The 25,499-nt window shown below is 54.7% G+C and carries 19 protein-coding genes; all 19 read left to right on the plus strand.

Annotated features, from left to right (window positions below; all coding sequences use genetic code 11):
• Positions 1–24: 24 nt before the first annotated feature.
• A complete protein-coding gene (locus ACZ1G0_RS01280) occupies positions 25–546 on the plus strand; it encodes an Hcp family type VI secretion system effector (protein ID WP_472735287.1) in 522 nt (173 codons plus the stop codon).
• Positions 547–638: 92 nt separating this feature from the next.
• The gene (locus ACZ1G0_RS01285; protein WP_472735288.1) at positions 639–1,457 is read left to right on the plus strand and encodes a type VI secretion system accessory protein TagJ; all 819 of its coding nucleotides are present in this window, start codon (positions 639–641) and stop codon (positions 1,455–1,457) included.
• 3 nt (positions 1,458–1,460) lie between these two features.
• On the plus strand, positions 1,461–1,958 hold the full coding sequence (gene tssE / locus ACZ1G0_RS01290) for a type VI secretion system baseplate subunit TssE (RefSeq protein WP_472735289.1): 498 nt from the start codon (positions 1,461–1,463) through the stop codon (positions 1,956–1,958).
• A gap of 6 nt (positions 1,959–1,964) precedes the next feature.
• Positions 1,965–3,842 carry a type VI secretion system baseplate subunit TssF gene (gene tssF / locus ACZ1G0_RS01295; RefSeq protein ID WP_472735290.1) on the plus strand — a complete coding sequence of 626 codons (1,878 nt, stop codon included), beginning with the start codon at positions 1,965–1,967 and terminating at the stop codon, positions 3,840–3,842.
• On the plus strand, positions 3,806–4,837 hold the full coding sequence (gene tssG, locus ACZ1G0_RS01300) for a type VI secretion system baseplate subunit TssG (protein WP_472735291.1): 1,032 nt from the start codon (positions 3,806–3,808) through the stop codon (positions 4,835–4,837). Before tssF ends, tssG begins: the two co-directional genes overlap by 37 nt.
• Positions 4,838–4,850: 13 nt before the next feature.
• Positions 4,851–7,568 (plus strand): type VI secretion system ATPase TssH, encoded by a 2,718-nt coding sequence (gene tssH, locus ACZ1G0_RS01305; RefSeq protein WP_472735292.1) that lies wholly within the window; start codon positions 4,851–4,853, stop codon positions 7,566–7,568.
• A gap of 69 nt (positions 7,569–7,637) precedes the next feature.
• Positions 7,638–8,885 carry a hypothetical protein gene (locus ACZ1G0_RS01310; RefSeq protein ID WP_472735293.1) on the plus strand — a complete coding sequence of 416 codons (1,248 nt, stop codon included), beginning with the start codon at positions 7,638–7,640 and terminating at the stop codon, positions 8,883–8,885.
• 187 nt (positions 8,886–9,072) lie between these two features.
• Positions 9,073–9,900: an ion transporter gene (locus ACZ1G0_RS01315; protein ID WP_472735294.1), complete on the plus strand. Its 828-nt coding sequence runs from the start codon at positions 9,073–9,075 to the stop codon at positions 9,898–9,900.
• Entirely contained in the window at positions 9,897–13,478 is a 3,582-nt protein-coding gene (tssB, locus tag ACZ1G0_RS01320; RefSeq protein WP_472735295.1) for a type VI secretion system contractile sheath small subunit, read from the plus strand. The genes ACZ1G0_RS01315 and tssB overlap by 4 nt, the downstream gene beginning before the upstream one ends.
• Positions 13,478–13,774 carry a hypothetical protein gene (locus ACZ1G0_RS01325; protein ID WP_472735296.1) on the plus strand — a complete coding sequence of 99 codons (297 nt, stop codon included), beginning with the start codon at positions 13,478–13,480 and terminating at the stop codon, positions 13,772–13,774. The genes tssB and ACZ1G0_RS01325 overlap by 1 nt, the downstream gene beginning before the upstream one ends.
• A 21-nt stretch (positions 13,775–13,795) precedes the next feature.
• Complete coding sequence (locus ACZ1G0_RS01330; RefSeq protein WP_472735297.1) at positions 13,796–15,892, plus strand: type VI secretion system Vgr family protein; 2,097 nt, start codon at positions 13,796–13,798, stop codon at positions 15,890–15,892.
• Between the two features lie 13 nt (positions 15,893–15,905).
• A complete protein-coding gene (locus ACZ1G0_RS01335) occupies positions 15,906–16,517 on the plus strand; it encodes a DUF6931 family protein (RefSeq protein ID WP_472735298.1) in 612 nt (203 codons plus the stop codon).
• A gap of 72 nt (positions 16,518–16,589) precedes the next feature.
• Positions 16,590–16,814 (plus strand): PAAR domain-containing protein, encoded by a 225-nt coding sequence (locus tag ACZ1G0_RS01340; RefSeq protein ID WP_472737752.1) that lies wholly within the window; start codon positions 16,590–16,592, stop codon positions 16,812–16,814.
• 10 nt (positions 16,815–16,824) lie between these two features.
• Positions 16,825–17,310, plus strand: a complete 486-nt coding sequence (locus ACZ1G0_RS01345) for an FHA domain-containing protein (protein WP_472735299.1) — start codon at positions 16,825–16,827, stop codon at positions 17,308–17,310.
• Positions 17,307–18,248, plus strand: a complete 942-nt coding sequence (tagH, locus tag ACZ1G0_RS01350) for a type VI secretion system-associated FHA domain protein TagH (protein WP_472735300.1) — start codon at positions 17,307–17,309, stop codon at positions 18,246–18,248. Before ACZ1G0_RS01345 ends, tagH begins: the two co-directional genes overlap by 4 nt.
• 30 nt (positions 18,249–18,278) lie before the next feature.
• Complete coding sequence (tssK, locus tag ACZ1G0_RS01355; RefSeq protein ID WP_472735301.1) at positions 18,279–19,619, plus strand: type VI secretion system baseplate subunit TssK; 1,341 nt, start codon at positions 18,279–18,281, stop codon at positions 19,617–19,619.
• Between the two features lie 92 nt (positions 19,620–19,711).
• On the plus strand, positions 19,712–21,157 hold the full coding sequence (gene tssL, locus ACZ1G0_RS01360) for a type VI secretion system protein TssL, long form (RefSeq protein ID WP_472737753.1): 1,446 nt from the start codon (positions 19,712–19,714) through the stop codon (positions 21,155–21,157).
• The gene (gene tssM / locus ACZ1G0_RS01365) at positions 21,096–24,737 is read left to right on the plus strand and encodes a type VI secretion system membrane subunit TssM (RefSeq protein ID WP_472735302.1); all 3,642 of its coding nucleotides are present in this window, start codon (positions 21,096–21,098) and stop codon (positions 24,735–24,737) included. Before tssL ends, tssM begins: the two co-directional genes overlap by 62 nt.
• Positions 24,738–24,750: 13 nt before the next feature.
• Positions 24,751–25,479: a type VI secretion system-associated protein TagF gene (tagF, locus tag ACZ1G0_RS01370; RefSeq protein ID WP_472735303.1), complete on the plus strand. Its 729-nt coding sequence runs from the start codon at positions 24,751–24,753 to the stop codon at positions 25,477–25,479.
• Positions 25,480–25,499 lie beyond the last annotated feature (20 nt).

Here is a 25,499-nt window from a genome sequence, read left to right on the forward strand (position 1 = left end):
AAACTTATATAAGGATTCCAATCCATGGCATTTGACGCCTTTATGTACATCCCCGGTGTAAAAGAAGTCGAAGGGGAGACCCAAGACGACGCAATGTCCAAAAAGAAGGCATTTGAAATTCTCAGCTTCGAAATTGGTGCTGAGAACAACATCAACATCGGATCTATTTCTGCCGGTGGTGGTGCTGGTAAAGCGACTTTTAAAGAACTGACTGTAACAAAGAAAACGGACACCGCATCCTGTGGTCTGTTTGCAAAGCTTTGCACCGGTAAGCACTTCGATGATGGTCACATCGAACTGCGCCGTTCTGGCGGCTCCGACGATGGATCTGGTGGCCTGTTCCTGCAGTTTGATTTCAAACTGCTCATGGTGCAGGACATCAGCTGGTCTGGTTCTGACGGTGATGACATTTGTGAAGAAACGCTGGTGTTCCAGTATGGTGCGATGAAAGTCACGTACCACGCACAGGACACCAAAGGTAAAATGAAAGAACACAGCAACGCAATGTGGAGCCGTGTCAAAAACAAAGCTGACCTCATAGTGTAGCGACGATGCGGCGCGCTTGTATCTCAAAGTGCGCTGTTTTCGGCAGACCCTTTCAGGGTCTGCCTTTCCCTTTTTCCCGAAGGAGAGCATGCGTGAACGCCGCAGAGCTACTGAAAACCGGCGATCTTGACGCCACGCTCGACGCGCTGTCGGCTATGATACGCGGGGATGCTTCGAACGGGGCACTTCGGATTTTTCTTTTCCAATTGTTGGCTGTGCGCGGCGACTGGAAGCGCGCCATTGCGCAACTGAAGGTATCCGCCGAGTTGGACCCAATGGCCGTGCCCATGGCGCAAACATACCGCGAAGGGATCGTGTGCGAGGTCTACCGCGAAAAAGTGTTCGCGGGAGATAAAGAGCCGTTGATTTTCGGTGAGCCTCAGGAATGGTTGGCCCTTTTGGTTGAGGCTTTGAAGGCCAATGCAGCGGGCAATGCGGATCAGGCCGCCGACATGCGCAGCCGCGCATTTGATATGGCACCGACGACAAGTGGTACCTTGGATGACATCAAGTTTGACTGGATTGCTGACGCTGACATGCGACTGGGCCCTGTCCTAGAGGTGATCATCAATGGTAAGTACTATTGGATGCCATTTACGGCGCTTGCCAAGATTGAATTTGAGGACCCTGCCGACCTTCGTGATGCGGTCTGGACGCCTTGCACCATCACCCTTGTGAACGGCGGCGACATGGTTGCTCTCATTCCGACCAGGTATGCCGGCACGGCCAGCGAAGGGACTGACGCCCAAAAACTCGCCCGGTCGACGGAATGGGTTGACCTAGGGGCAGAGACGTTTGCCGGACGTGGCCAGCGCCTGTTCGCGACTGACACGGGCGATACGGCTTTGATGGATGTGCGTCTGATTGAGTTTGAAAACGCACGGACTGACTCCGCCGCGAAGGAAGGCTAGGCAATGTCGGACAAGATGATCGCAGAACGGCTACAGCCATCGCTGCTGGATCGTCTAACCGACGACGCACCGCACGAGGTCAAAGAGCGCCGTGATGACCGCGTGATTGACCTGCGGCAGCTGCGAGAGATCATTCAGCGTGACCTCGCATGGCTTTTGAATACCTCGAACAACCTGCGCGTCATTGATCCGGACGTGTACCCTCACGCCGCAAATTCCGTGCTGAACTATGGTATCGCCGAGGTGGCTGGCGATTATTCAACCTCGGAGCGGGCAGAGAAGATCAGACGGTCCATTATGGCTTCCGTGCAGGCGTTTGAACCACGCATTCATCCTGGCTCCTTGATGGTCGAGGTTCGGGAGGAAACCGAAAACCGAAACATGGTCGTAAACTACGATATCCGCGCTGATATGTGGGCACAGCCGATGCCAATGGAACTATATTTGCGCAGTCAGGTCGATGTGACAACGGGCGAGTTGAGCCTGGAAAGGATCGCCTAGAGCGTCATGGATACCCGGCTTCTAAAACACTACGAGGGTGAGTTGGCGTATATGCGCGACATGGGCAATGAGTTTGCTCAGTCCTATCCCAAAATTGCTGCGCGTCTTGGCATGGACGGGTTGGAGGTCGTTGATCCTTACGTCGAACGTCTGCTTGAAGGTGTCGCGTTCCTGTCGGCCCGCGTTCAGTTGGAGTTGGAGTTACAGTTTCCCGCGCTTACCTCGCATCTGCTGGAAATTGTCTACCCACATTATCTGGCACCGACGCCGTCCATGATGGTCGCTCAGTTTGAGCCTGACATGCAATCAGGGGCGTTAAAGGATGGCTACATCATCCCACGGGGAAGTGAGCTGCGCAGTGCCCTAGGTGAAGGAGACCAGACCCCATGCGTGTTTCGCACCGCGTCGGACGTCACTTTGTGGCCGATCACGGTATCAGAGGCAGAGTATATTGATGGGCGCGGAGAGCTTGTCGCCGCCGGTGTATCGCGAGAGACCGAGGCCCGCGCCGCAATCCGTCTGCGTCTGAAACGTCACGGGCGGCAACCGATCTCTGAGCTTTCGTTGGACAACCTAACCCTTTTTCTCAGTGGGCAAGAGGGTAAGAACTGGGCGCTCCATGAGCTGCTGTCTACACAGGTCACAGGTGTTGTGGGGCGTTCCACGGATCGTCGCGACGACTGGATCAGCGAAATGCCTCAGGCGGATGTTACGCCGCGCGGCTATGATCCCGAGGACGCGCTGTTACCCACACCTTTGCCCAGTTTCGATGGCTATCGTTTGTTGCAAGAATACTTTGCCATGCCGGAGCGGTTCCACTTCATTGAACTGTCCGGCATTTCATTGGCCCTGACCCGGGCCAAAGGTGATGACATTGATCTGTACATTTTGCTGCGCGAGGGGAACGCTGATATTGCCGCCGGTGTTACGCCCGAGGCGTTCGTTCTGCATGCAGTGCCCGCGATCAATTTGTTTTCCAAGCGCTGCGACCGCGTGCACATTAGCCCCACAACAGTTGATCACCACGTCGTAGCTGACCGTACTGCTCCTCTGGATTTCGAGATCTACGCGTTGAATTCAGTCGTTGGAATCTCGGCACAGGGCGAGGATGATGTCCCGTTTCGTCCGTTCTACTCAGCCGACGATCTTACGGCTGCCGGTGATAACCATTTGGCATATTACACCGTGACCCGCAAAATGCGGCAACGGACCGAGAAAGAACGTTTGAAAGGGGTCCGTACCTCCTACCTTGGATCGGAAAACTATCTGACCCTAGTTGATTCCGGGCAAGCACCGTTTGGCGCGTCACTGGACCAGCTGGCTGTAAAGGCCATGGTTACGAACCGGGATTTGCCCTTACTGCTGCCCACGGGTTCTGCGGATGTGTTCCACCTACCTGAGGGCGGGCCCGTTGCGCGCATTCGCACACCCGTATCGCCGACCCGTCCTCGACCGTCATTGGCGCAGGGGGATACGGCATGGCGGCTGATTTCGCATCTGAGCCTGAACTATCTGTCAATTGAGGGCGGCCCTGACAAAGATGGGTCGGCAGCTTTGCGGGAACTTATCGGGATTTATGCCCCGGCTGGTGACAAGGTGCTTGAAAAACAACTTGAAGGGTTGGTCAGTGTTTCTACCCGGCCCATCGTGCGGCGTATGGCAGATGAGGTTCTGTCAACCGCCGTGCGCGGCTTAGAGATCTCCGTCAAATTCGACGAAAGCTTTTTTGAAGGCACCAGCGCCTATGCGTTGGGTGCAGTTCTAGAGCGTTTTTTCCGGAAATACGTCACTTTGAACAGTTTCACAGAAACAGTCTTAACCACCCAACAGAGAGGGGAAATTACACGATGGAGGCCGGAAAGCGGTCTGGGAAGGATCATTTAAGCAGGCTAGACGACCTGCGTGATCACCCGGAACATCACCACATCTTCCACGCCATGCGTATCATTGAGGCGGCTTTTCCCGATCATCCCCGGATCGGCAGCGCCCGGCGTCCGCGCGAGGAAATGGTGCGTTTCGGTCAAGAGGCGGAACTGAATTTTCCGCCCTCTACCATCAGTCGCTTCAAGAAACCTCAGGGTGATCAGCCTGGCCACCTGACCAACCGGTTCTTTGGACTTTTTGGTTCTAACGGTCCGCTTCCTTTGCATTTGACGGAATTCGCACGTGGTCGTGTCCGCCACCACCGCGATCCGACCTTCATCGCTTTTGCCGACATGCTGACGCACCGTCTGCTGACCTTATTCTACAGGGCGTGGCGATCGGGCCAACCGGCCCCCAGCTTTGATCGCGGCAGCAATGATGATGTCGAGGTAAAGGTTGCAGCAATCGCCGGTTTTCACGGAAGTAAACTCCGCGAAGGGGATCCTCTACCGGATGTTTCCAAGCGGCATTTCGCGGGACTTTTGGCGCAAGGCCCAAAGAACGCCGAAGGGTTGCGATCCATGGTACAGGCGTTTTTTGGCACACGGGTCGAGATTGAGGAATTTGTTGGCTGTTGGCTGGAACTGGAACCCGGGGATCGCTGGCAAATGGGCCAGCCAGCGCAGCTGGGGCGCACTGCCTCAATCGGGGAAAGGGTGTGGTCGCGTTCGGCCAAATTCAGGCTACGGATCGGACCACTCGCCTATGATGACTACCAAAGACTTTTGCCCGGGGGTGCCTCACTGGGGCGCCTGCGGGCTATTGTGCGTAATTATGTGGGCGACGCTTTAGATTGGGACGTGAACCTGATCTTACGCGCTGAAGATGTGCCCGAGCCCATTTTGGGGCAAACTGTCCAACTGGGCCAAACCAGCTGGATCGGAGAGAGACAATCAAAACAAGACGCTGCCGACCTGTATCTGGAGCCGAACGCCCAGATGCGCACTGCAGTATAACAGGGAATTTGAAATGACAGAGATCAGCCGTGTCGCGCTTTTCGGGAAACTGAACACACTTGGTTACAAAGCCATCGAAGGGGCCACTGTTTTTTGCAAAATGCGCGGCAACCCGTATGTCGAGGTCGTGCACTGGATGCACCAAATCCTGAACAACCAAGACAGTGATATCCACCGGATCATTGATCATTTCGATCTGGACATGAGTGCGATTGCGACTGAAGTGACGGCAGCTTTGGATGCGTTACCGCGTGGGGCGTCGTCCATTTCGGACCTTTCTTCCCACCTTGAGGATGCGATGGAGCGGGCGTGGGTTTGGGGGTCTTTGCTTTATTCGTCCAATCAAGTGCGCACTGGGCATATTATTCTGGGGATGCTGGAAACACCCAGCCTCAAAAACATCCTGACAGGGATTTCTCCAACACTAGCAAGCATCAAGCCCGATGATTTGGCCGATGATTTTCATAAAATCACCGATGGATCGCCAGAGGATCATATGAAGCCGCAGGACGGGTCCTCCACGGGCGGCGGCGCAGTTCCCGGCGAAGCATCGGGCGCCATGGCACCTGGTCAAGATGGCGGCGAGGCGCTGGATCAGTTCTGTACCGATCTGACGGAGCAAGCTCGCAACGGAGAGATCGATCCTATCGTTGGCCGGGATGAAGAGATCCGGCAGATCGTTGATGTTTTGATGCGGCGGCGGCAGAACAATCCGATCCTGACTGGCGAGGCTGGCGTTGGAAAAACGGCCGTTGTAGAGGGCTTCGCCTTAAGGATTGCACGCGGTGACGTGCCCCCTGCGCTTCAAAACGTGCGCCTTTTGGTTTTGGACGTCGGTTTGTTGCAGGCCGGTGCCAGCATGAAGGGTGAGTTTGAAAATCGTCTGCGCCAAGTGATTGACGAAGTGCAGGCCAGCACAACCCCGATTGTGATGTTCGTGGACGAGACGCACACCCTTGTCGGGGCAGGCGGTGCCGCTGGGACCGGCGATGCGGCGAACCTTCTGAAGCCTGCTTTAGCGCGCGGGACGCTGCGCACCATCGGGGCGACCACTTGGGCCGAATATAAAAAGTACATCGAGAAAGATCCGGCCCTGACACGTCGTTTCCAAGTTGTTCATGTTGAAGAGCCCGGCATCTCAAAGGCCATCCTGATGATGCGCGGCATTGCCTCGATGCTCGAAAATCACCACAAGGTGCAGGTCTTGGACGAAGGTATCGAGGCGGCGGTGACTCTCTCCGCGCGTTACATCCCCGCGCGCCAGTTGCCCGATAAATCCGTCAGCCTGCTTGATACTGCATGTGCGCGCGTCGCCGTCAGCCAGCACGCCGTCCCTGCGCAGGTGGATGACAGCCAACGCCGGATTGAAAGCCTGACAACCGAATTGGATATCATAGGTCGGGACGAAACGGCTGGTTTCGACGTGACGGAACGGCGCGCAACGGTTGAGGCAGCCGTCGCTGAGGAGCAGGAGCGGTTGACGGCTTTGAAAGCCAAGTGGGAGGCCGAGAAGGCGCTGGTCGATGAAATAATCGCCTTGCGGGCGCAGTTGCGTGGCGAAGGCCATGAGATTGAGGGCACAGGCACCGTTGAAGGCGCAGAGGCCGACGCAGCCGCGCCCAAGGGTCTGTCGGACGCGGATCGCGCCGCCCTGATGGATCAACTCAAAGCCAAAAATGTGGAATTGGAAGCAGCGCAAGGCGATACGCCACTGATCCTGCCCATCGTGGATCATCAAGCTGTGGCCAGCGTGGTCGGCGATTGGACTGGCATCCCTGTGGGGCGGATGGTCAAGGACGAGATTGAAACGATTCTGACTCTTGAAGATCACCTTGCCAAACGTGTCATTGGCCAGGATCACGCGATGAAGATGATCGCCAAACGCGTGCAGACCAGCCGCGCGGGCTTGGACAATCCGTCCAAACCCATCGGTGTTTTCATGCTGGCGGGCACCTCCGGTGTGGGTAAAACCGAAACAGCACTTGCTCTGGCCGAAGTCATGTACGGCGGAGAGCAAAATGTGATCACGATCAACATGTCCGAGTATCAAGAGGCGCATACGGTGTCGTCTTTGAAAGGTGCACCTCCGGGTTATGTCGGATATGGTGAAGGCGGTGTCCTGACCGAGGCCGTGCGCCGCAAGCCGTACTCTGTTGTACTGCTCGATGAGGTCGAAAAGGCCCACCCGGATGTGCACGAGATCTTCTTTCAGGTCTTTGACAAGGGCGTCATGGAAGATGGTGAAGGCCGGACGATTGATTTCAAGAACACTCTGATTTTGCTGACGTCTAATGCCGGGACCGATATTATAACTGACCTGTGTTCTGACCCTGATCTGATGCCGGATCCGGAGGGTATGGCCAAAGCAATCCGGGAGCCGTTGCTAGAGGTGTTCCCACCCGCTTTGCTAGGTCGTCTGGTTGCGATTCCCTACTATCCGCTGTCGCCGGATATGATCGGGCAAATCACCAAGCTGCAGTTGGGTCGTATCCAAAAACGGGTGGCCGAAGCCCATGGCGTAGCCTTTGAGTACTCCGATGCAGTGGTCGAAGAGATCGTCAACCGTTGTCAGGAAACGGCAAGTGGCGGGCGCATGATTGATGCAATTGTCACAAACACCATGTTGCCCGATATCTCCGCCGAGTTTTTGCGCCGGATGATGGAAGGTGACGAAATCAACAAAGTGACGATTGATGTCACAGATAACGATTTCACCTACAGTTTTGAGTAACACCACCTCATCGTGCGCCGGATATTTCCCTGCGCACGGTCAAATCAATTTTGAACAAGGATTAAGATCATGGCGAAAGACTATGTACGCAATTGGAAGAACGTAGACGTCGGCGCGTCCGGCCTTGAAATGGTAAAGCCACCGCAGCTGAACTTTAAGGTTGAGGTTGCGCTGGATAAAAAGATCGCCAAGGAGGCGGCCAAGGATCCACTGCTGATCCAAGAGTTTGACGACAAGGTTCAAGAAATACTTAAGCAGGCCAAGAAAACCGTCACAGATAAGTGCAAGGTTTTTGACAAGTTGTTTGTGTCCATGGTCGCCAAGGGCGCTGATGACAAGATGATGGCCAAACAGCTAAAGGGCCTGAACGACGCGATCAAAAATGATATGAAGGTCGCCGAGAAAGCAGCCGAGTTGGGCATTCAGCAGGTTTGGAAAGAACTGCAAGCTCAGCGGAAAGAATGGAAATCCTTTAAGATCAAGATCGCCTGTTCCATCGCGGGCACACTTGCCGGCCTGGCCGTTTCCATTGTGGCACTTGCAACCTCGCCATGGTCCGGCGGCGTGGGTGGGGCGCTGGCAGTGGCAGGTTTTATCAAAACCGCAATCTCTTTGGCCCAAGACGTTAAGAAGATCGCGATCGACATTGATGCCGCAAGCAAAGAGCTGCGCTTTCATCTGGGGGTGATTGAAAAGGCCGCCCAGAAAAAGGGCCTATATGCTATGAACGAGATTTCGGGAGCGGTTTTGAACGAATTTATCGGTATCGCGCAACCGACCCTGAAGTCTGCCCAAGACTGCATGGATACCCTCAAGGCAAAATATGCGCAGATGGTGGTCAAGGTGCACGAAATGGCCAAGACCATGCAAAAGGCGTTGAAGGCGCAGGAGAAACTGAAGAAGGACTTTTTGGCGGAAGCGGCCAAGAAGCTGAAAAAACACCCTGTGAAGGATAAAGCGGGTCAGCTTAAGCTTTTGCAAAAGAACTACGACAAGGCATTGGTCAAGAACTACGCTCAGGTTGATGACGCGATTGACCGGATTGGTACCATGTACCAAGACACCAAGACTTGGGCACCCAAGGTGAAGGACTTGTCTGATCGCGTCAAAAAGGTCGAACTCAAGGACCCCAAAGGTCTTAAGGTGTTCCGCGAAGTCGTGAAGGTTGCTGGCGTCGCGACGTCGGTCATTGATGGCAACTCCATTGCGAGCAAGTCCAGTGATCTTGCGCTAGGACTTGGCGGCGCCGCCGGTGGATATGTCTACGATAAAATTGTCAGTAAGGCAGTCGATGGCACCGTATTCGATGCCGCTTAAGTCCTGATCTCTTTGCTGGGTCCAAAATGCGGCCCAGCAAATGAACGTATAAGGAAGGATCGGGAAGTGGCTGTTTTGAACAATTGGACGCAGTGTTCGAGAGCGCTCGGATTTCTGTGCACACACCAGTTAAAGTAGACCAAACATGGACCCAGCCACTGCACCCACTACCCCACAGCCCACACACATGCGTGCGCGTGTGCGGAAATTTATCGAACAAGCTTGGGTGCATAACACAATCCTTGCCATCATCATTTTCAATGCGATCACGTTGGGATTGTCCACGTCTGACGGGGTGCAAGAGAATTTCGGGACGCTGATCTGGTACATTGAGCGGATCGCGCTCACGATCTTTGTGATTGAGTTGATGTTGAAACTCTATGCTTATGGCTGGTCGTTTTTCCAAAACTCGTGGAACGTGTTTGACCTGATCGTCGTGGGCGTTGGGCTATTACCGCAAAGCAACCAATTGTCTGCGCTGCGTGGGTTGCGCGTGATCCGTGCCCTAAGGCTGCTATCCGTGATCCCGCAGATGCGTGCTGTCGTGCAGGCCTTACTGGACGCTTTGCCCGGAATGGGTGCGGTCATGGTAATGATCTCGATCGTCTTTTACGTCTTTGGCGTCATGGCCACGATTATGTACGGCGATACCTTTGATGAGTGGTTTGGTACGTTGGGCCGCAGTCTGTACACATTGTTTCAGATCATGACCTTGGAAAGCTGGTCCATGGGCGTTGTACGACCTGTGATGGAAACGCATCCCTTTGCATGGGCCTTCTTTGTGCCGTTTATAATCATTACCGCCTTTTCGGTTCTGAACCTGTTTATCGGTTTGCTGGTCAACACCATGCAAAGCGCGGTGGAGGAAGAAACCGAGGCGGAGTTTGAAAAACTGCGTGCCCTCGTGCGTGCTGAAACGGATCAAGTGGACGCCAACGTCACCGCCCTGCACGCTGAAATTTCTGCTTTGCGCGAAGAATTGCGACAGGCCAGATCAGGAGGGAACACGAAATGAGTGGTTCGCAAAAATTCATAGCCCGCAATCGCGCACCGCGTGTACAGATCGAATATGACGTAGAGCTTTATGGTGCCCAGAAAAAGGTACAGCTGCCCTTTGTGATGGGTGTCATGTCGGACCTCTCGGGGAAGTCAGAACAGCCCAAAGTGGTGGATCGGTCCTTTCTAGAAATCGACGTAGACAGTTTCGACGACCGGATGAAGGCGGTTGCGCCTCGCGCTGCGTTTACTGTTCCGAACACCCTTACGGGTGAAGGCAATATTGCGATCGACATGACCTTCGAAAGGCTTGATGATTTTTCGCCCGAAGCCATTGCCGCCAAGACCGAAGGTTTGGCTCCTTTGCTTGAGGCGCGCCGGCAGCTTGCGGATCTTATGGCGTATATGGACGGGAAGGCCGGCGCGGAGGCGCTGATTGAGAAGTTGCTGGCCAGCACCGACTTGATGGCTGCGGTCAGTGGATCTGCGCAGGGCAACGAGGCCACGGAGGCGGCATTGGCATCCCTTCGCGCGGTAGAGATTGCCGAAGACGCACCCGATCGCACCGACGCAACCCTCGCCGCTCTGGCTGAAAGCGCGCCGGCAGAAATGCCAGCGCAGGACAAAAGTGCCGATGTGCTGGCAGGTTTGGAGCGGATCGAAACTGTCGAAGAAGTCGGCACAACCGCTAATGTTCTAGCCGGGATTGAAGCCATAGAGGACACCCCGACAGAGCCGAGTGCTGCGGATATTCTTGGAGATATTGAGGCCCCCGAAGTGACGACCGAGGGCCAAAACGTTGATGATGTTTTGAACAGCCTTCAAGCTCCGTCTGAAGACGCAGCCGAGGATGCGTTCGATGATATTCTAGGATCCATTGAGGCGGTCGAGGAAGCGCCTGCCGAAGATCAAGCCGCCGATATCCTTGCCGGGATTGAGGTCGTGGTTGAAGATGAGAAAGCAGACAATGCTGATGACATTCTCAGCGGGATAGAACCTGTGCCCGTAGAAAACACTGTCGATACCACGGACGATGTGTTGGGTGCTTTGGAACGGGTCGAGGCAGAGGTGGAAGCTGCCTCGGCAGCGGACATCTTGGCGGAATTGGAGGTTGTTGCGCCCGAAGAGGCCGAGGACACGACGCGCGCCGTACTAAGCGGCTTGGACGCTCCGACCGAAGCACCCGCGCAAGATGATCTGGATGATATTTTGGCTGGGCTGGAGACGACAGCAGAGCCTGACGTCGGCGATGATTTAGACGATATTCTGGCCAACCTTGAGCCATCCGCGGCCGAAAATGCGGATGATACGCTGGATGACATTTTGGCCGATCTCGAAATGCCGGAACCCCAAGGCAGTGATGAGACTCTTGACGATATACTCAACGGTGTTGAAGCGGTTGAGGCGCCGGCCCAAGCCTCCGACGCTGACCTAGACGGCATCTTGAGCAGTTTGGATGCGGTACAGGATGGCGGAGCGGGCGAAACCAGTGAACTTGATGATATTCTCAATAGCCTAGAGGAAGGACAGCCACAGACGGCCAGTGATGATCTTGACGATATTCTTTCGAGCCTTGGCGATGATGTCGCTGGGAAAGACGTTGCCGATGTAGATACCAGTCTCGCTGGTCTTGACGATGCCAAGATGGGCAATGACGACGAAGTGTCTGAACCCGATCTTGATGCGCTGCTTTCCGGTTCGGATACTGCATCGTCAGAAGCGGATGAAACTGACGAGGATCTGGACGCATTGCTAGCCAGTCTTTCAGATGACGAAGACGATGATGGCGGCGATGATCTTGATGCTCTAATGGCTGGTCTTGGGGAAGAGGACGTCAGCCCTGCTTCCGCCGAAGGATCCACCAGAGCCACGCCCAAACAATCCCCTTTCGGGCACATCTCGGTTTCGCGCCCTGCGCGGTCGGATTTGAACCGCAAGAAATTTCGAATTGCATTGTTCGGAGATTTTACAGGGCGTTCTGCCAAAGGGCTGATGGAGACCGGGGATGCCTTGCGCAATCGCGTTCCGATTGCATTGGATGTGGACACGGTCGAGGAGGTTATAGAAGGGTTTGCTACCACCTTGACGCTGCCGATCGGCAAGGATGGGGCGGGGGTGCAAGTGCCCCTGCGCGAGTTGGACGACCTACACCCTGACGAGTTATTCGAAAACTTAGAAATTTTCGATGCGATCAAAGGCCTGCGTCAACAGCTGGACATCGGGTCGATGGCTGATAGGGCGGGTTCACGGCTGCAAGAATGGGCGAAGCAATACGGCACAGCGGTCAAGCTGCCCAAAGTGTCTGCCGGGTCCACCATGCCAGTAAACCGAAAGCTGACAGATTTTCAGGCGCTGATTGGGGACACAAATGGCGCACTGTCCGAGGTTGGCCCGATCGACAGCCTTCTGGCACAAATCGTGGGTCCCCATGTTGTTAAGGCGCCGGATGCCGGGGCTGCGGCGATGAAGGTCGCCGTGGACGAGGCGCTGTCATCAGCGATGCGCTTAGTGCTCCATCATCCGGATTTTCAGGCAGTTGAGGCGCAGTGGCGCTCTCTTGATCTATTGGCGCGTAGGATTGAAACCAACGCAGACTTAGAGATCATGCTTTACGATGTATCTGCCGAGGAACTTGCCGCTGATTTGGCTGCGCAAGAGGATTTGGCGGGCAGCGGCTTGTTTGGCCTTCTGGCCGACGTCCTCGACCCCGAAGATGGAGCAGGCGGATATTCTGCCCTGTTTGGCCTTTATACTTTCGAGGAAACCCCACCTCACGCAGAGCTTTTGGCACGGATCGGACAGGTCGGAGCCCATGTTGACGCGCCCTTCTTTGCGGCGATCACCCCGACCTATCTTGAGACCGCCAAAGAGGATCGTCACCCATTGGTCGCTCAGGCTTGGGATGCCCTGCGCGATCTGCCCGAAGCACATTACCTCGCTTTGGCCAGTCCTCGCTTTCTGCTGCGTTTGCCCTACGGTGCGCGGTCCGAACCCATTGATCCTTTTGATTTCGAAGAGTTTACGCCTCACGAGGGGTTGCGTGGTATGCTGTGGGCCAACCCTGCGGTTCTGACGATGATTTTGCTGGCGGGCACCTATACCAAGGACGGCAAGGCGATGGATCTCGGATCCATCATGTCGTTAGGGGATTTGCCGTACCACTACGTGACTGACCGGCACGGGGATCAGGTTGCAATGCCTTGCACGGAGCGTAACCTGACATCCGATGCCGCCCAGATGACTTTGGGCCGCGGCTTCATGCCGGTTGTCTGGATGAAGGGGCGCAACGAGATTCGCCTTGGATCTTTCCGATCCCTTGCAGGGACAATGATTGCGGGACCGTGGGAAGACGAGGTGCCCCAGCCACGCGCCACTACTGGTGCGGGTGTTCTAGAAGTTGACGCAGATATCCCTAGTGATGATGCAGCACTCGCCACAGGCGAGGGCGTTGATCCCCTCGATTTTGGTTCCGAGGCAGACAGCGGTGACGATGATCTTGACGCCTTGCTGGCAAGCTTTGAAGGCGATGACGAAACAGAAGGGGAAGATGATGATGCGATGGACGCAGAACTCGCCGCTTTGTTGGAGGGGCTATAATGATCGATGAAGAAACCGCATCGGACACAGATGACGAACCAGAGATCGTCTTGGTCGGCTTTAACCGAAACAGCTATTTTCTGTACAAGGGGGAGGAATTCATAAATGATATATTGTTAGTGGATGGTGTGTTTCCGACGCCTCTGCTGTGTGTACATTTTGATTCTATTTTTGATGCCCGCGAAATGCTCGGGGATGGGTTTGCAACCAATGATTATTGGGCCATCCACGAAGAAATCGTGAAGCGATTGCGGCAAGACGGTATGTTGTTGGAGAAGGATGCCTCTGGCGCGTGATCCTGATTAAGGAGGCTGGCGATGCCCAGTAAAGTTGATTTAGAAAACCGTGAGGTGTGGATCGAGGGCAGTTATTCATCTAAGCCCGTGAACCTGAAAAATGCCCGCGTCGTCGATGGGTTCTCGATGTTGACCGAAACGACGATCGAATTCATTTCGTCCGATACATCGCTTGATATGCAAGACATCCTTGGCTCTGAGATGACCTTGGTCATGAAGGATTCAGATCAGGAAGAGCGCTATTTTACGGGCGTCTGCGTGTCGTGCGAATATGTCGGGCTGTACGAAGGGCTGGTCTTGTTCGTGGCCGAGGTGCGCCCATGGCTTTGGTTCCTGACCCGCACCCAAGAAAACCGCATTTTTCAGGAAAAGACGGTCCTAGGCATCATTGAAGAAATCCTAGGAGACTATGGGTTTTCCAGCGACTTGGAAAAGAAGACCACGGGAACATACAAAACGCGCCCTTACTGCGTCCAATATCACGAGACGGACTTTGATTTCCTGTCTCGGTTGATGGAAGAGGAAGGGATCTACTACTACTTCCGCCAAGACGGGAAGAAACTAAAGATGGTTCTGGCCGATGCCATCAGTGCTCATGCGCCGACGCCCAAACACGCCACAATTGACTTCAAGTTCAAGGAAAAGACTTACCGCCGGAACGAAGACCACATCTTTGACTGGGCTGAAGGCACAGGTGTAACGACCGGCAAAGTCACGTTGAACGACTACGATTTTGAGAGCCCCAAGGCAGATCAGAAAAAGGTCAAAATGTCCGCAAAGGGCAACCACAGTTATAAGAATTACGAACACTACCGCTATCCTGGGCACCATCGCATTGCCGGCACGGGCGAGGAATTTGCCAAGGTCCGGATGGAAGCAATGGCAGTAGAGCATCTGATCTCGCGGGGTGCGGGGAACGTGCGGACCTTGGGTGTTGGCCAAACCTTCAAGTTAAAGGATCACCCGCGCAGCAATAACAATCAGGAATACTTGATCACGCGCGCCACGCATTACATGCAGATCGAGACGGATTACGAGGACGACGAGACGAAAAAGCCGTTGTTTGACACGCGTATTCCTGTGGACGAGGACAACAACGATACCTACCGCGTGGTGTTCGATGTAATCCCGAAATCAGTACCTTTCCGCGCACCACAAACTACGCCTTGGCCCGAGATTAACGGGTTACAAACGGCTGTGGTCACCGGCCCATCGGGAGAGGAGATTTACACCGATCAGTATGGTCGTATCAAAGTTCAGTTTTTCTGGGATCGGCTTGGCCAGAAAGACGAAAAGACCACCTGCTTTGTCCGATGTGTCATGCCTTGGACGGGCAAGGATTGGGGTATGATCTCCATCCCGCGCATCGGGCAAGAGGTTGTGATCCAGTTTGAGGAAGGCGATCCAGATCGTCCGATTTGTACGGGCATGCTGTACAACAAAGACACGATGCCCCCCTACGGCTTGCCCGGAAACATGACTCAGACCGGGATCAAAACCCGGTCCACCAAAGGGGGCGGCACCGATAACTTCAATGAGCTGGTTTTTGAGGACCTGAAGGACAGCGAATTTGTCCGTTTGCAGTCTGAAAAAGACTACAAAGAAATCATCAAGAACAACGCTGAAATCACGATCGGGATGGAAAAGCAGGATCCCGGTGACTTGACGCAAACAGTATATCACACAAAGACCGAGACGATCAAAACCGGGGACCATATCTTTAAGGTCGAAAGCGGTAATCAGGACATCTTTGTCAAAACCAATCACACCGAAAAGATTGAAGGCAAGTCAACAAACACCATCACCGGAAACTATACGCAAACCGTCACAAGTGGCGACGTCACGCGCAAGGTCTCCAAGGGGTCTGAAAGCCATACCGTGTCTTTGGGTGACCTGTCGGTAGACACAACCGCCGGATCAATCGCTATTTCCGCAGGGATGGAGATTAAGCTGAGTGTCGGGGCCAACTCGATCACGATCGACAATTCTGGAATAACGATAAAAGGCATCATGGTGAAAGTTGAAGGTCAGGCGACGGTTGACGTCGGTTCTCCCATGACGACTGTTGAAGGTGATGCGCTACTCACCCTCAATGGCGGTCTAACGATGATCAACTAGGCGGGATGTAAAGATGGCAGAACGCTTTTCTGATCTGAAGAAGATTCCCGACCAGCCAGCAGCTCGATTGTTGGCAATGAACAATGCAAAGCTAAAAACAGCTTTGTCCGCTCCGGCCAGCGCGTCCGTGCCAGTGGTATTGGCTGAATTGAACGAGGCCCAGGCATGGGTAGATATGATCCGACTGGTATCTGTGTCGCTGCCTCCGCGAGAAGTGGTGTGGTGGGGGTGTCTGGCTGGCCGTGACGTAGTGGGTGGCGGCACCAGTCTTTGTCTGAAAGCGGCGGAAGCATGGGTGTTTGGCCCGACCGAGGAAAACCGTGCGACGCTTGAAAAAGTGATGGAAAGCGAAGGATCCGGGGACAAGGCAGCCCTATGTGCGACAGCTGCCTTCTATGCGCCGGGTGATCTTGGACCGGGCGACATGGCGCAGCACCCGGCACCCGTTGGCGTTGTGGCCGCTTGTTGTTTTGGCATTAACCTGAAGACGCTATCGATTGGCAAGGATACGGATTTTCGTTTTCAACTCTCGATTGAGCGGGCGCTGGACATTGCGCGGGGCGGTAATGGTGCGGTAGCATTGAACGCATCGCCAAAAGCAGCCCCTGCCGAAGTCAAAGGATAAACAGTCATGCCAGGACTACCCCAAGCGCGTATTACCGACATGCATGTGGGGCCCTGTACCATGGGCGCTCCGATGCCGATTTTGCCACCAGCGGCGTTTACTGTTCTTGTGTCAAATCTGCCGGCTGCGCGGATGACTGACCTGTGCGCAGGTGCCATGCCACCCGTGCCGCATCCAATTGCCAAAGGTTCGGCAACTGTATTGATCCAGAAAATGCCAGCGGCCCGTATCGGTGACATGTGTGCGGCAAGCGGTGCGATTGTCATGGGTGCATTCACTGTGTTGACAGGGGGGTAGGGCCAGACCGATGTCCATCACCCTGCGCTTCCAATCCACAGGCAGTATTCCAGGCCGTGGCGATCCGGTGACTATGAATGGCCCGTCGCTGACCATTGGTCGCGGGCCTGAGAATGACCTCGTTTTACCAGATCCGAATCGTGAGCTGTCAAAGCGTCACTGCGCGATCGAGGATCACAACGGCAATGTGATCGTTGTAGATTTTTCGACCAATGGGACATTTCTCAATTACGGTAAGCTCGCCCTTGGGCCGACACCAACGCCCGTGAACGATGGCGACATTATCTCGGTTGGCCCTTATGAAATTTTGATAAGTATCCAGTCGGGCGAGGTTCAGGGCGGCATTGCCGATCCGCTCGACATGGGATCTGTATCGCACGGTATTGCGGCCAACGCACCGTCGAACGCTGATTTGTTGGATGCCCCCGGTGATGGTGGTGATTTCTTGGACGATCTGCTGGGGGGACTGGCGGATTGGTCGGGCCCGGTTCAGTGACCCGAGAGCAGCCGGGCGAAGACGGTTTGATGCCACCACTTGGCGTGGATGATGACGGGTTGTTGCCCCCTGCGCCCGACCCAATGGACGGGTTTGGATCCAGCATCGGGTCACATAATGCAGCGGGTCAAGACAGCTTTTCACCTCCCTCTGCTGCGCAGGCTTCTGGCGCGATTCCAGATGATTGGGATGATTTGCTTGCTCCTACGCCATCCACGCCCGCAGCTGCCAATCCCTATGCACAGCCTGCAACACCAACCCCACAAAACGCGTTTACGGCAGATGCATTGGGTGCTGGCGAGAGCTTTGGGGGCGATGCTGTGCCGGCAGCAACACCGCCGCAACAGTTGCCAGCGGGTGGTGCAGCTTCGTCGGCCTTTTTAAATGCTCTGGGGGCGCAGGACGTGCAAATTGCACCAACCGAAGTCGTGCCAACCATGGCGCGCATGGGACAGGTCATGCGCATGATGATTGAAGGCTTGCGCGAAATCCTAATGACGCGTCAGTCCATCAAGTCTGAATTTCGCATTGAACAAACCATGATCCAGATCGGCGGCAATAACCCGTTGAAATTCTCGCTATCCGCCGATCAAGCCGTCGAAACAATGGTGCGGCCCACTGCCAAAGGCTATCTTAGTGCGCAAGAGGCGACAGCCGAGGCATTGAAGGACATCAAGGCCCACGAGGTGGCGATGATCACCGGGATGGAGGCGGCGCTGAAGGGTGTCTTGGGCAAGCTTGATCCCAAAGTGCTTGAAAAAACGATTTCCAAGGACAGCAGTCTTACCGGTATGCTCAAAAGTAAGAAAGCGCGCTACTGGGAAATCTATGAAGACCGCTTTGCCGAGATTTCCGATCAAGCAGAGAACGATTTCCAAGAGTTGTTCGCCAAAGAATTTGCTCGGGCGTATCAAGACCAGTTAGACAAGCTAAAGTGATAAAGACGTTGAAACCAAAGGCGGTCATGAATGTCGTGGGACAGTAAGGTTCTATGGTCCGAGGGATTGTTCCTCCAGCCCCATCATTTTCAACAATCCGACCGTTACATGGAAGCGATGGTGGGCGGTCTTGCGCGGCGCGTAGCACCCTATCTATGGGGCATCAACGCGCTTGAAATTGACGACGAGGCGCTGAAGGTTGGTCAGTTCTCGATCAAACGCGCAGCCGGTCTGACACAAGATGGCACGGCGTTTCAGGTGCCTGCGTCCGATGATCATCCGCCTGCGCTTGATGTACCTGATACGATCAAAGACTGCATTGTCTACTTGACGGTTCCGCAACGTCGTCAAGGCGCGCTAGAGGTTGACATGACCGGCGCGGAATTGTCGGCGGCCCGCCTGCGCCCGTCCGAAATAGAAGTCAGCGATGTGACATCTGCGGGAAAAAAGGCAGTAACGTTGGGCGTTGGGAAATTGCGCCTACAGTTCGCTCTTGAGGTAGATGACCTGGCCGACCGTTTGTGCATCCCAATTGCAAAAATCATTGAAGTGAAGGCCGATAAGGAAGTCGTTCTGGACCGCGCTTTTGTTCCGTCCTGTATCGACTGCCAATCTGCGCCGGTTCTGAAAGAGTTTTTGCGTGAGCTTGATGGCTTGTTGGATCACCGCAAGTCGGCACTCGCTGGCCGTCTGTCAGAGGGTGGCGGCACTAAAGGTGTGGCTGAGATTTCAGATTTTCTACTTCTAATGGTGGTCAATCGGATGCAGCCAGTAATGCGTCATTTGGCGCAGATTGAGAACCTTCATCCGCAACAGCTTTATACGGCCTGTCTGTCCCTTGCGGGTGAGCTATCTACCTTTATGTCCCCCACCAAGGCAGCCCCTGAGTTTCCATCCTATGCCCACGATAATCTGACCCAGACATTTGCCCCCGTTGTCAAAGTCCTGCGTCAGTATCTTTCGTCGGTTCTGGAGCAAACCGCAATTGCGATCCCATTGGATCCGCGAAAGTACGGGATTTCGGTTGGGATCATTGCAGACCGCAAACTGCTTTCGACTGCCGGTTTTGTCCTGGCTGTACAGGCTGATATTCCGGCCGAGAATATTCGGCGTCATTTCCAAAACCAGTCTAAGATTGGTCCCGTTGAAGAAATCCGCCAACTCGTGAATTCCGCTTTGCCGGGGATACCGTTACGACCACTACCTGTAGCGCCGCGACAAATTCCGTATCATGCAGGCGTTGTTTATTTTGAACTGGACGGCGACAGTCCCCATTGGGGTAGGATGTCAACATCGGGCGGTGTCGCCGTCCATGTCTCGGGCGATTTTCCCGGGCTTAAGATGGAGCTTTGGGCCATCCGTCAGGGTTAAGCTGACGCTGTTTGGCGGGCCCTTTGCGCTAAGCAATAGATCAACCAAACCCGTGTGGGGTCCGGTTGGAAAGTGTTTTTGGGGGACGTGATATGTCAGGCAACGATCCATTTGGAGAGCCAGAAGACGGCGACCGCACCATAATTCGGCCAAATCCCGGCGGCAGACGGGGAATGCCCACTTCCCCTACGCCTGCGGCGCAGCCAGCCGCGAGCCCTGATTTTGGCGCTGGCGTGCCGCAAAACGCGCCGTCCATGCCGCAACCCCAGCAAGGGGGCGCTTTTGGTGTGCCGCAGCCCGCAATAGCCGCTGCGCCGGGCGACTCGCCCGCTGGTGATCCAGCGGTGGAGCAAGGCATGACAGGGATGAACCCGATCAATGCGGCGGCTGCTACCCTGTTTTCGCTGGTTTCGCGCATCCGGAACCGGGCCCAGCACATGGATCCGGAAAAACTGCGTCGATCTGTTGTTGCCGAGGTACGGGGTTTCGAAAATCGATCGTTGCAAAACGGCATTGATGCACAGGAGGTTAAGATCGCCCGATATGCCATATGCGCCACCATTGACGACGTCGTCTTAAACACGCCGTGGGGTGGTCAGTCTATTTGGGCGCAGCAATCCATGGTTGGTACGTTTCACAAAGAAACTGTGGGTGGTGACCGTTTCTACGATCTTTTGGCCCGTCTGGAAAAAGAGCCGGGAACAAACATTAACCTTCTAGAATTCCTATACATGTGCTTATCGCTTGGATTTGAAGGGCGCTTGCGGGTCGAGCAACGCGGTACCGAGAAACATATGGAAATTCGTGCCGGACTAGCGCGGATCATACGTGCACAACGCGGCGTGGTTGAGGCTGATCTATCGCCTCATTGGCGCGGTGTAGAAGAACCCCATCGTGTTCTGTCGATCTGGAAGCCGGTTTGGATCACATCTGCAACGGTTGCACTGGCCCTAACGATCGCTTTTCTCTCCATGAGTTGGATGTTGAACCGATCTACCGAACGCGTGTTGGGCCAATTGTCAGTGCTAGATCCAGGGGTGCCGGCAGAACTTGTCCGGCGTGCGCCACCTCCCATCGTTGCAGAGCCGCCTCAAGAAGAAATGGACCGAGTGCGCGGGTTCTTGGATCAAGAGCTGGAGGATGGAATCGTCGAAGTTTTTCAAGACTACTCGACGATTACAGTGCGGCTGGCAGGCTCTGGCATGTTCGGATCCGGGTCGGACAGACTGGATCCCAATTTCGATTTACCACTGTCGCGTGTCGCCGAAGCGTTGGAAGATACAAAAGGCCCGATCATTATCGTGGGTCATTCGGATAATCAGCCGATCCGTTCATCACGGTTCCCGTCCAATCAATATCTGTCCCTTGCGCGCGCGGAGGCTGTTCGGCGTACTCTGGCTGGGCAGATCAGCAATCCTGATAGGCTGGGCGCCGAAGGGCGTGCCGACAAAGAGCCTATCGCGGATAATAGCACCCGTGAGGGTCGCGCGAAAAACCGGCGTATTGAAATCGTTTTGGTTAAGGAAAACGAAGCATGATTTTGGCTTATCTGCGCCGCCTTGGGTCGGCTCTGTCCATCGTCTTGATCGTCACGGTCGCGTTTTCCGCGATGGTTTGGTTCCTTGGGCCAATTCTCAGTTTCGGAGAGAGCGCCCCGTTCCTGAGTGTCTTTTCCCGCCTGATTACAATCGGCATCATCGTTTTTCTAGCCTTGCTGACAATGCTGCTGATTATTCTGCGGCGGTCGAAAAAAGAAAAAAGATGGAGGAGGATATTGTCGAAAGCATCGACGATATGTCGGATGAAGATGATGAAGTGGTTAAGGCCGAATTGGCAGAGCTGAAGGGCAAGCTCAAAGATGCGCTGGTTACTCTGCGCAAGTCGAAGGCAGGCCGACGGTCTTTGTACGAGTTGCCTTGGTACATCATGATCGGTCCACCCGGTGCCGGTAAGACAACGGCCATCGAGAATTCTGGTCTTCAGTTTCCTTTGAATGACGGTGGTGAACGGACCGAGATCAAGGGCGTTGGCGGGACCCGGAATTGTGATTGGTGGTTCTCGAACGATGCAGTCCTGATTGATACCGCTGGGAGATATACAACTCAAGACAGCGGTGCAGACGAGGACAATGCGGGCTGGCTGGGCTTCTTGAACCTTTTGAAACGCAACCGTGCCCGCCAACCTATCAACGGGGCTATCGTTGCAATTTCCCTGTCTGACCTTTCGATGCAGGATGAGGCACAGCAAAAGGCCCATGCTGCCGCCATTCGTCGCCGGTTGCACGAATTGCGCGAAAAGCTCGGTGTTCGGTTTCCAGTTTATGTCATGTTCACCAAGGCCGATTTGATTGCCGGGTTTACAGAGTTCTTTGACAACATGGGCCGCGAGGAACGTGGTCAGGTTTGGGGTTTTACCCTGCCTCTTCCAAAGAAGTCCAAGAAATCGGCCTCGCCAATGGCCGCGTTTGATGAAGAATTCGGTGCGCTTTTGGCGCAGTTGAACGCTCAATCCCTTGAGCGGATGCAACAAGAAACAGATCACCAGCGTCGGTCTCTGATCTCTAGCTTTCCTGCGCAAGTGGCTACAGTACGGCACACTGCCAAGGCATTTCTGGATGAAGTTTTCCAAGAAAATCGTTTCGAGAACCGACATCTTTTGCGTGGAGTGTACTTTGCCTCGGGCACTCAAGAAGGGACGCCAATTGACCGTTTGATGATGGGCATGGCCAACACGTTTGGTATTGGGCGTCAGGCAATTGGGACGGGCCGCGGGTCGGGTCGTTCGTACTTTTTGACTCGTCTCTTCGAAGGTGTGATCTTTCCGGAGGCTGGTCTCGTCAGTGCCGATGATAAAACGGTACGCCGGTACAAATGGACCAAACGCGTTGCTATCATGGCGGCTGTTATCGGCGGTATTGGCGTGACCAGCATTTGGGCGCGTAGCTATCTGGGCAATGTTGCGTTGATTGATGATGTGGCGCAGACCGTGGACAATTACCGCACAGTGTCAGCTCAGATCCCCGCAAGTCCGATCGCAGACAGCGACCTTCCATCTATCGTGCCAGCGTTGAATGTATTGCGGTCCGCGCCAACGAACCCTGCCAACGGTGATGTACGACCTGAACGTACAATGACGTATGGACTTTATCAGGGGCGCGTTTTGGGCAACCAAACAGGCCAGACCTATACAGCGGCACTGAATCAGCATCTTTTGCCCCGCCTGATCTTGCGGCTGGAAGAACAGATTCAAGCGAACGTCAACAACCCGGATTTTCTCTATGAAGGTCTAAAAATCTACATGATGCTTGGTCAAAAAGGGCCAATGAACCGGGATTTGGTCAAGGAATGGATGGTCGCGGATTGGAGCGTTGCGTTCCCGGGGGACGCACGCGCACAATTGCGCGGCGACCTGTTCAATCATTTATCGTTCATGTTGGACAAGCCTATGGATGAAGTGGGTCTGAACGGTCCTCTGGTGGAACAAGTACAGGGCTTGCTGTCCGAAATGCCATTGGCGCAACGGGTCTATAACTCAATCATCAATTCACCTCGTGCCAAGGAGCTACCAGAGTGGCGTCTGACCGATATTGGTGGGCCAGCAATCAGCCGGGCGATCGTGCGATCCTCCGGTCGTGGGCTGTCGGACGGCGTTCCAGGCATTTTTACCTATGATGGGTTCAATAATGTTTTCTTGGACGAGGCACTCGGTGTGGCCCAACGGGTTCAGCGGGAAAGCTGGGTCCTCGGTGAACGTGGTGCCAGCGAGCAGTCGGAGGCGGCATTGGTCGCAATGAGCCGTGATGTCTTGGATCTGTATTACACCGACTACATCTCGCAATATGATCAGGTGTTGGGCGATATTGATATCATCCCGATGGAAAGCTTGCCTCATGCTGTTGAGGTCACAAACGTGCTGTCCGGACCAACTTCGCCATTGGTCAACATTCTCACGGCCATCGCCGACGAGACCAAGCTGACGGAACAGCGCAGTGCAGGTGGCGCAAGCGGGCTGGCGGCCGGTGCAGGCGAAATCGCGACCATGGAGCTGGAGTCGACGATGTCGGCGCGTAGTCAGATGTTCCTGAACACGCTGACCAGCAGTGCAACAGGCGGCCAAGGCGGAGAAGATGCGCCAGCACCGCCGGGTTCGTTTGTCGAAGACCGGTTCTCGTGGCTGCATCAGTTGACCGAAGAGGTGCGCGGCCAACCTTCGCAACTCGCGGAGCTGATTGGACGTTTGACCGAGGTCTACAACGAGTTGAATAAACTGTCGTTCGCGGGTGGGGTCGGTGCGGGTGCCGGCGATGCGACGGCCATTGTACGCTTTCAAGAGCTTGCCAATCGTCTCCCTGGACCGATCCAGCGTTGGTCCACGCAGATCTCGACGGGGTCCTCGGGTATTACGGCCGATGGGACACGCGCCAGTATTAACGCACAATGGCAAAGCCAAGTGCTCCCCTTTTGCCAAAAAGCATTGGATAACCGTTATCCATTCACGCGCGGTGCAAGGGCAGATGTGGCGATGGGCGACTTTGAACGCCTGTTTGCACCCAACGGTCTGATTGACACGTTTTTCAACGAAAACTTGCTGCAATATGTGGATACCCGCGCGCGGCCTTGGGCGTGGAAAAAGGTGAATGATGCTGATCTCGGGATTTCGCAGTCAGTTCTGCAACAATTGCAATATGCATCCGAAATCCGTGATGCATTCTTTGCAGGTGCACCAAATCCAACCGTAAAATTCCAAATCACACCCGAGGCTTTGGATCCCAAAGCGCAAAGCGTTGTGTTGGAAATTGACGGTCAAGAGGTGGCGTTTCAACATTCTGCCGCGCCGCGCCCTGCTGCCATTACATGGCCAGGTGCAGTGGGTTCGGCGCGCATCGTGATGCAACCGGCGCCACAAAATGCGGGCAATTCCATTGCACGCGACGGACCTTGGGGTTGGTTCCGACTTCTTTCGGCGGCCGAGGTGCGCCGCACGAATGTGTCTGATCGGAACCGTGTGATCTTCAACGTTGGGGGACGCATAGCGATTTTCCAACTGCAGTCAGGATCTGTGTTGAACCCGTTTTCACTTCCGGCTTTGGGTAAGTTCAAATGCCCAACGTCCTTCTAGACGGAGCTAGGGTATGAGCGGTTTCGGCGCCTTTGGCAAAATTCCCGATTTAGGTGACTTTTTTCGGCACAACTTGCCTGCAGGGTTTGTGAAGACTTGGGACACGTGGCTCCAAGGTGCCATGATTGACAGCAAATCCGTTTTGGGCAGCGGTTGGGACGATGCCTACATGTCTGCTCCGATCTGGCGGTTTACCTTGCAGGCGGGCCATGCTGGACCTTCTGCAATGTCTGGCATTCTAATGGCCTCTGTCGATCGCGTCGGTCGACAGTATCCTCTGACCCTGGTGTCACCGCATGGCGGTGGATCAGCTGCACTCACGCACTTGGCCAATAGAACGACTTTTGAACAGTTAGAGGAAGTCGCCCTGCAAATGTTGGATGATACCGGACGTCGTGACGGCCTTATTGCAGCGCTAGAGACCGTTCACATCATTGAACCGCAAGCATGTCCGACAGGATTGCCCTATGCTGGGCCGCTGCCCGTTGAACAGGTCCTTGCTGCACAAGCGATAGACCATTCATACGGCGCATGTTCGGTTTGGTCGACGATGACGGATCGAGATCACAGATTGATGACATCAAGAGGTCTGCCGCAAGGATCCGAGATGCGAGCCCTCTTTCATCTGGATGCACCCTTGTGGGGCGCAGGCGGTGCACCCGCTGCTGTTGATCTGGACGATCTTATTCCTGCCCCCTTGGATGATCCGTTGGACGCGCTTTTAGGCAAGTCCTCCCTGTGATATTTATTCAATGATCAAGA

The sequence above is a fragment of the Thalassobacter sp. HA4-2 genome, from assembly GCF_055693705.1.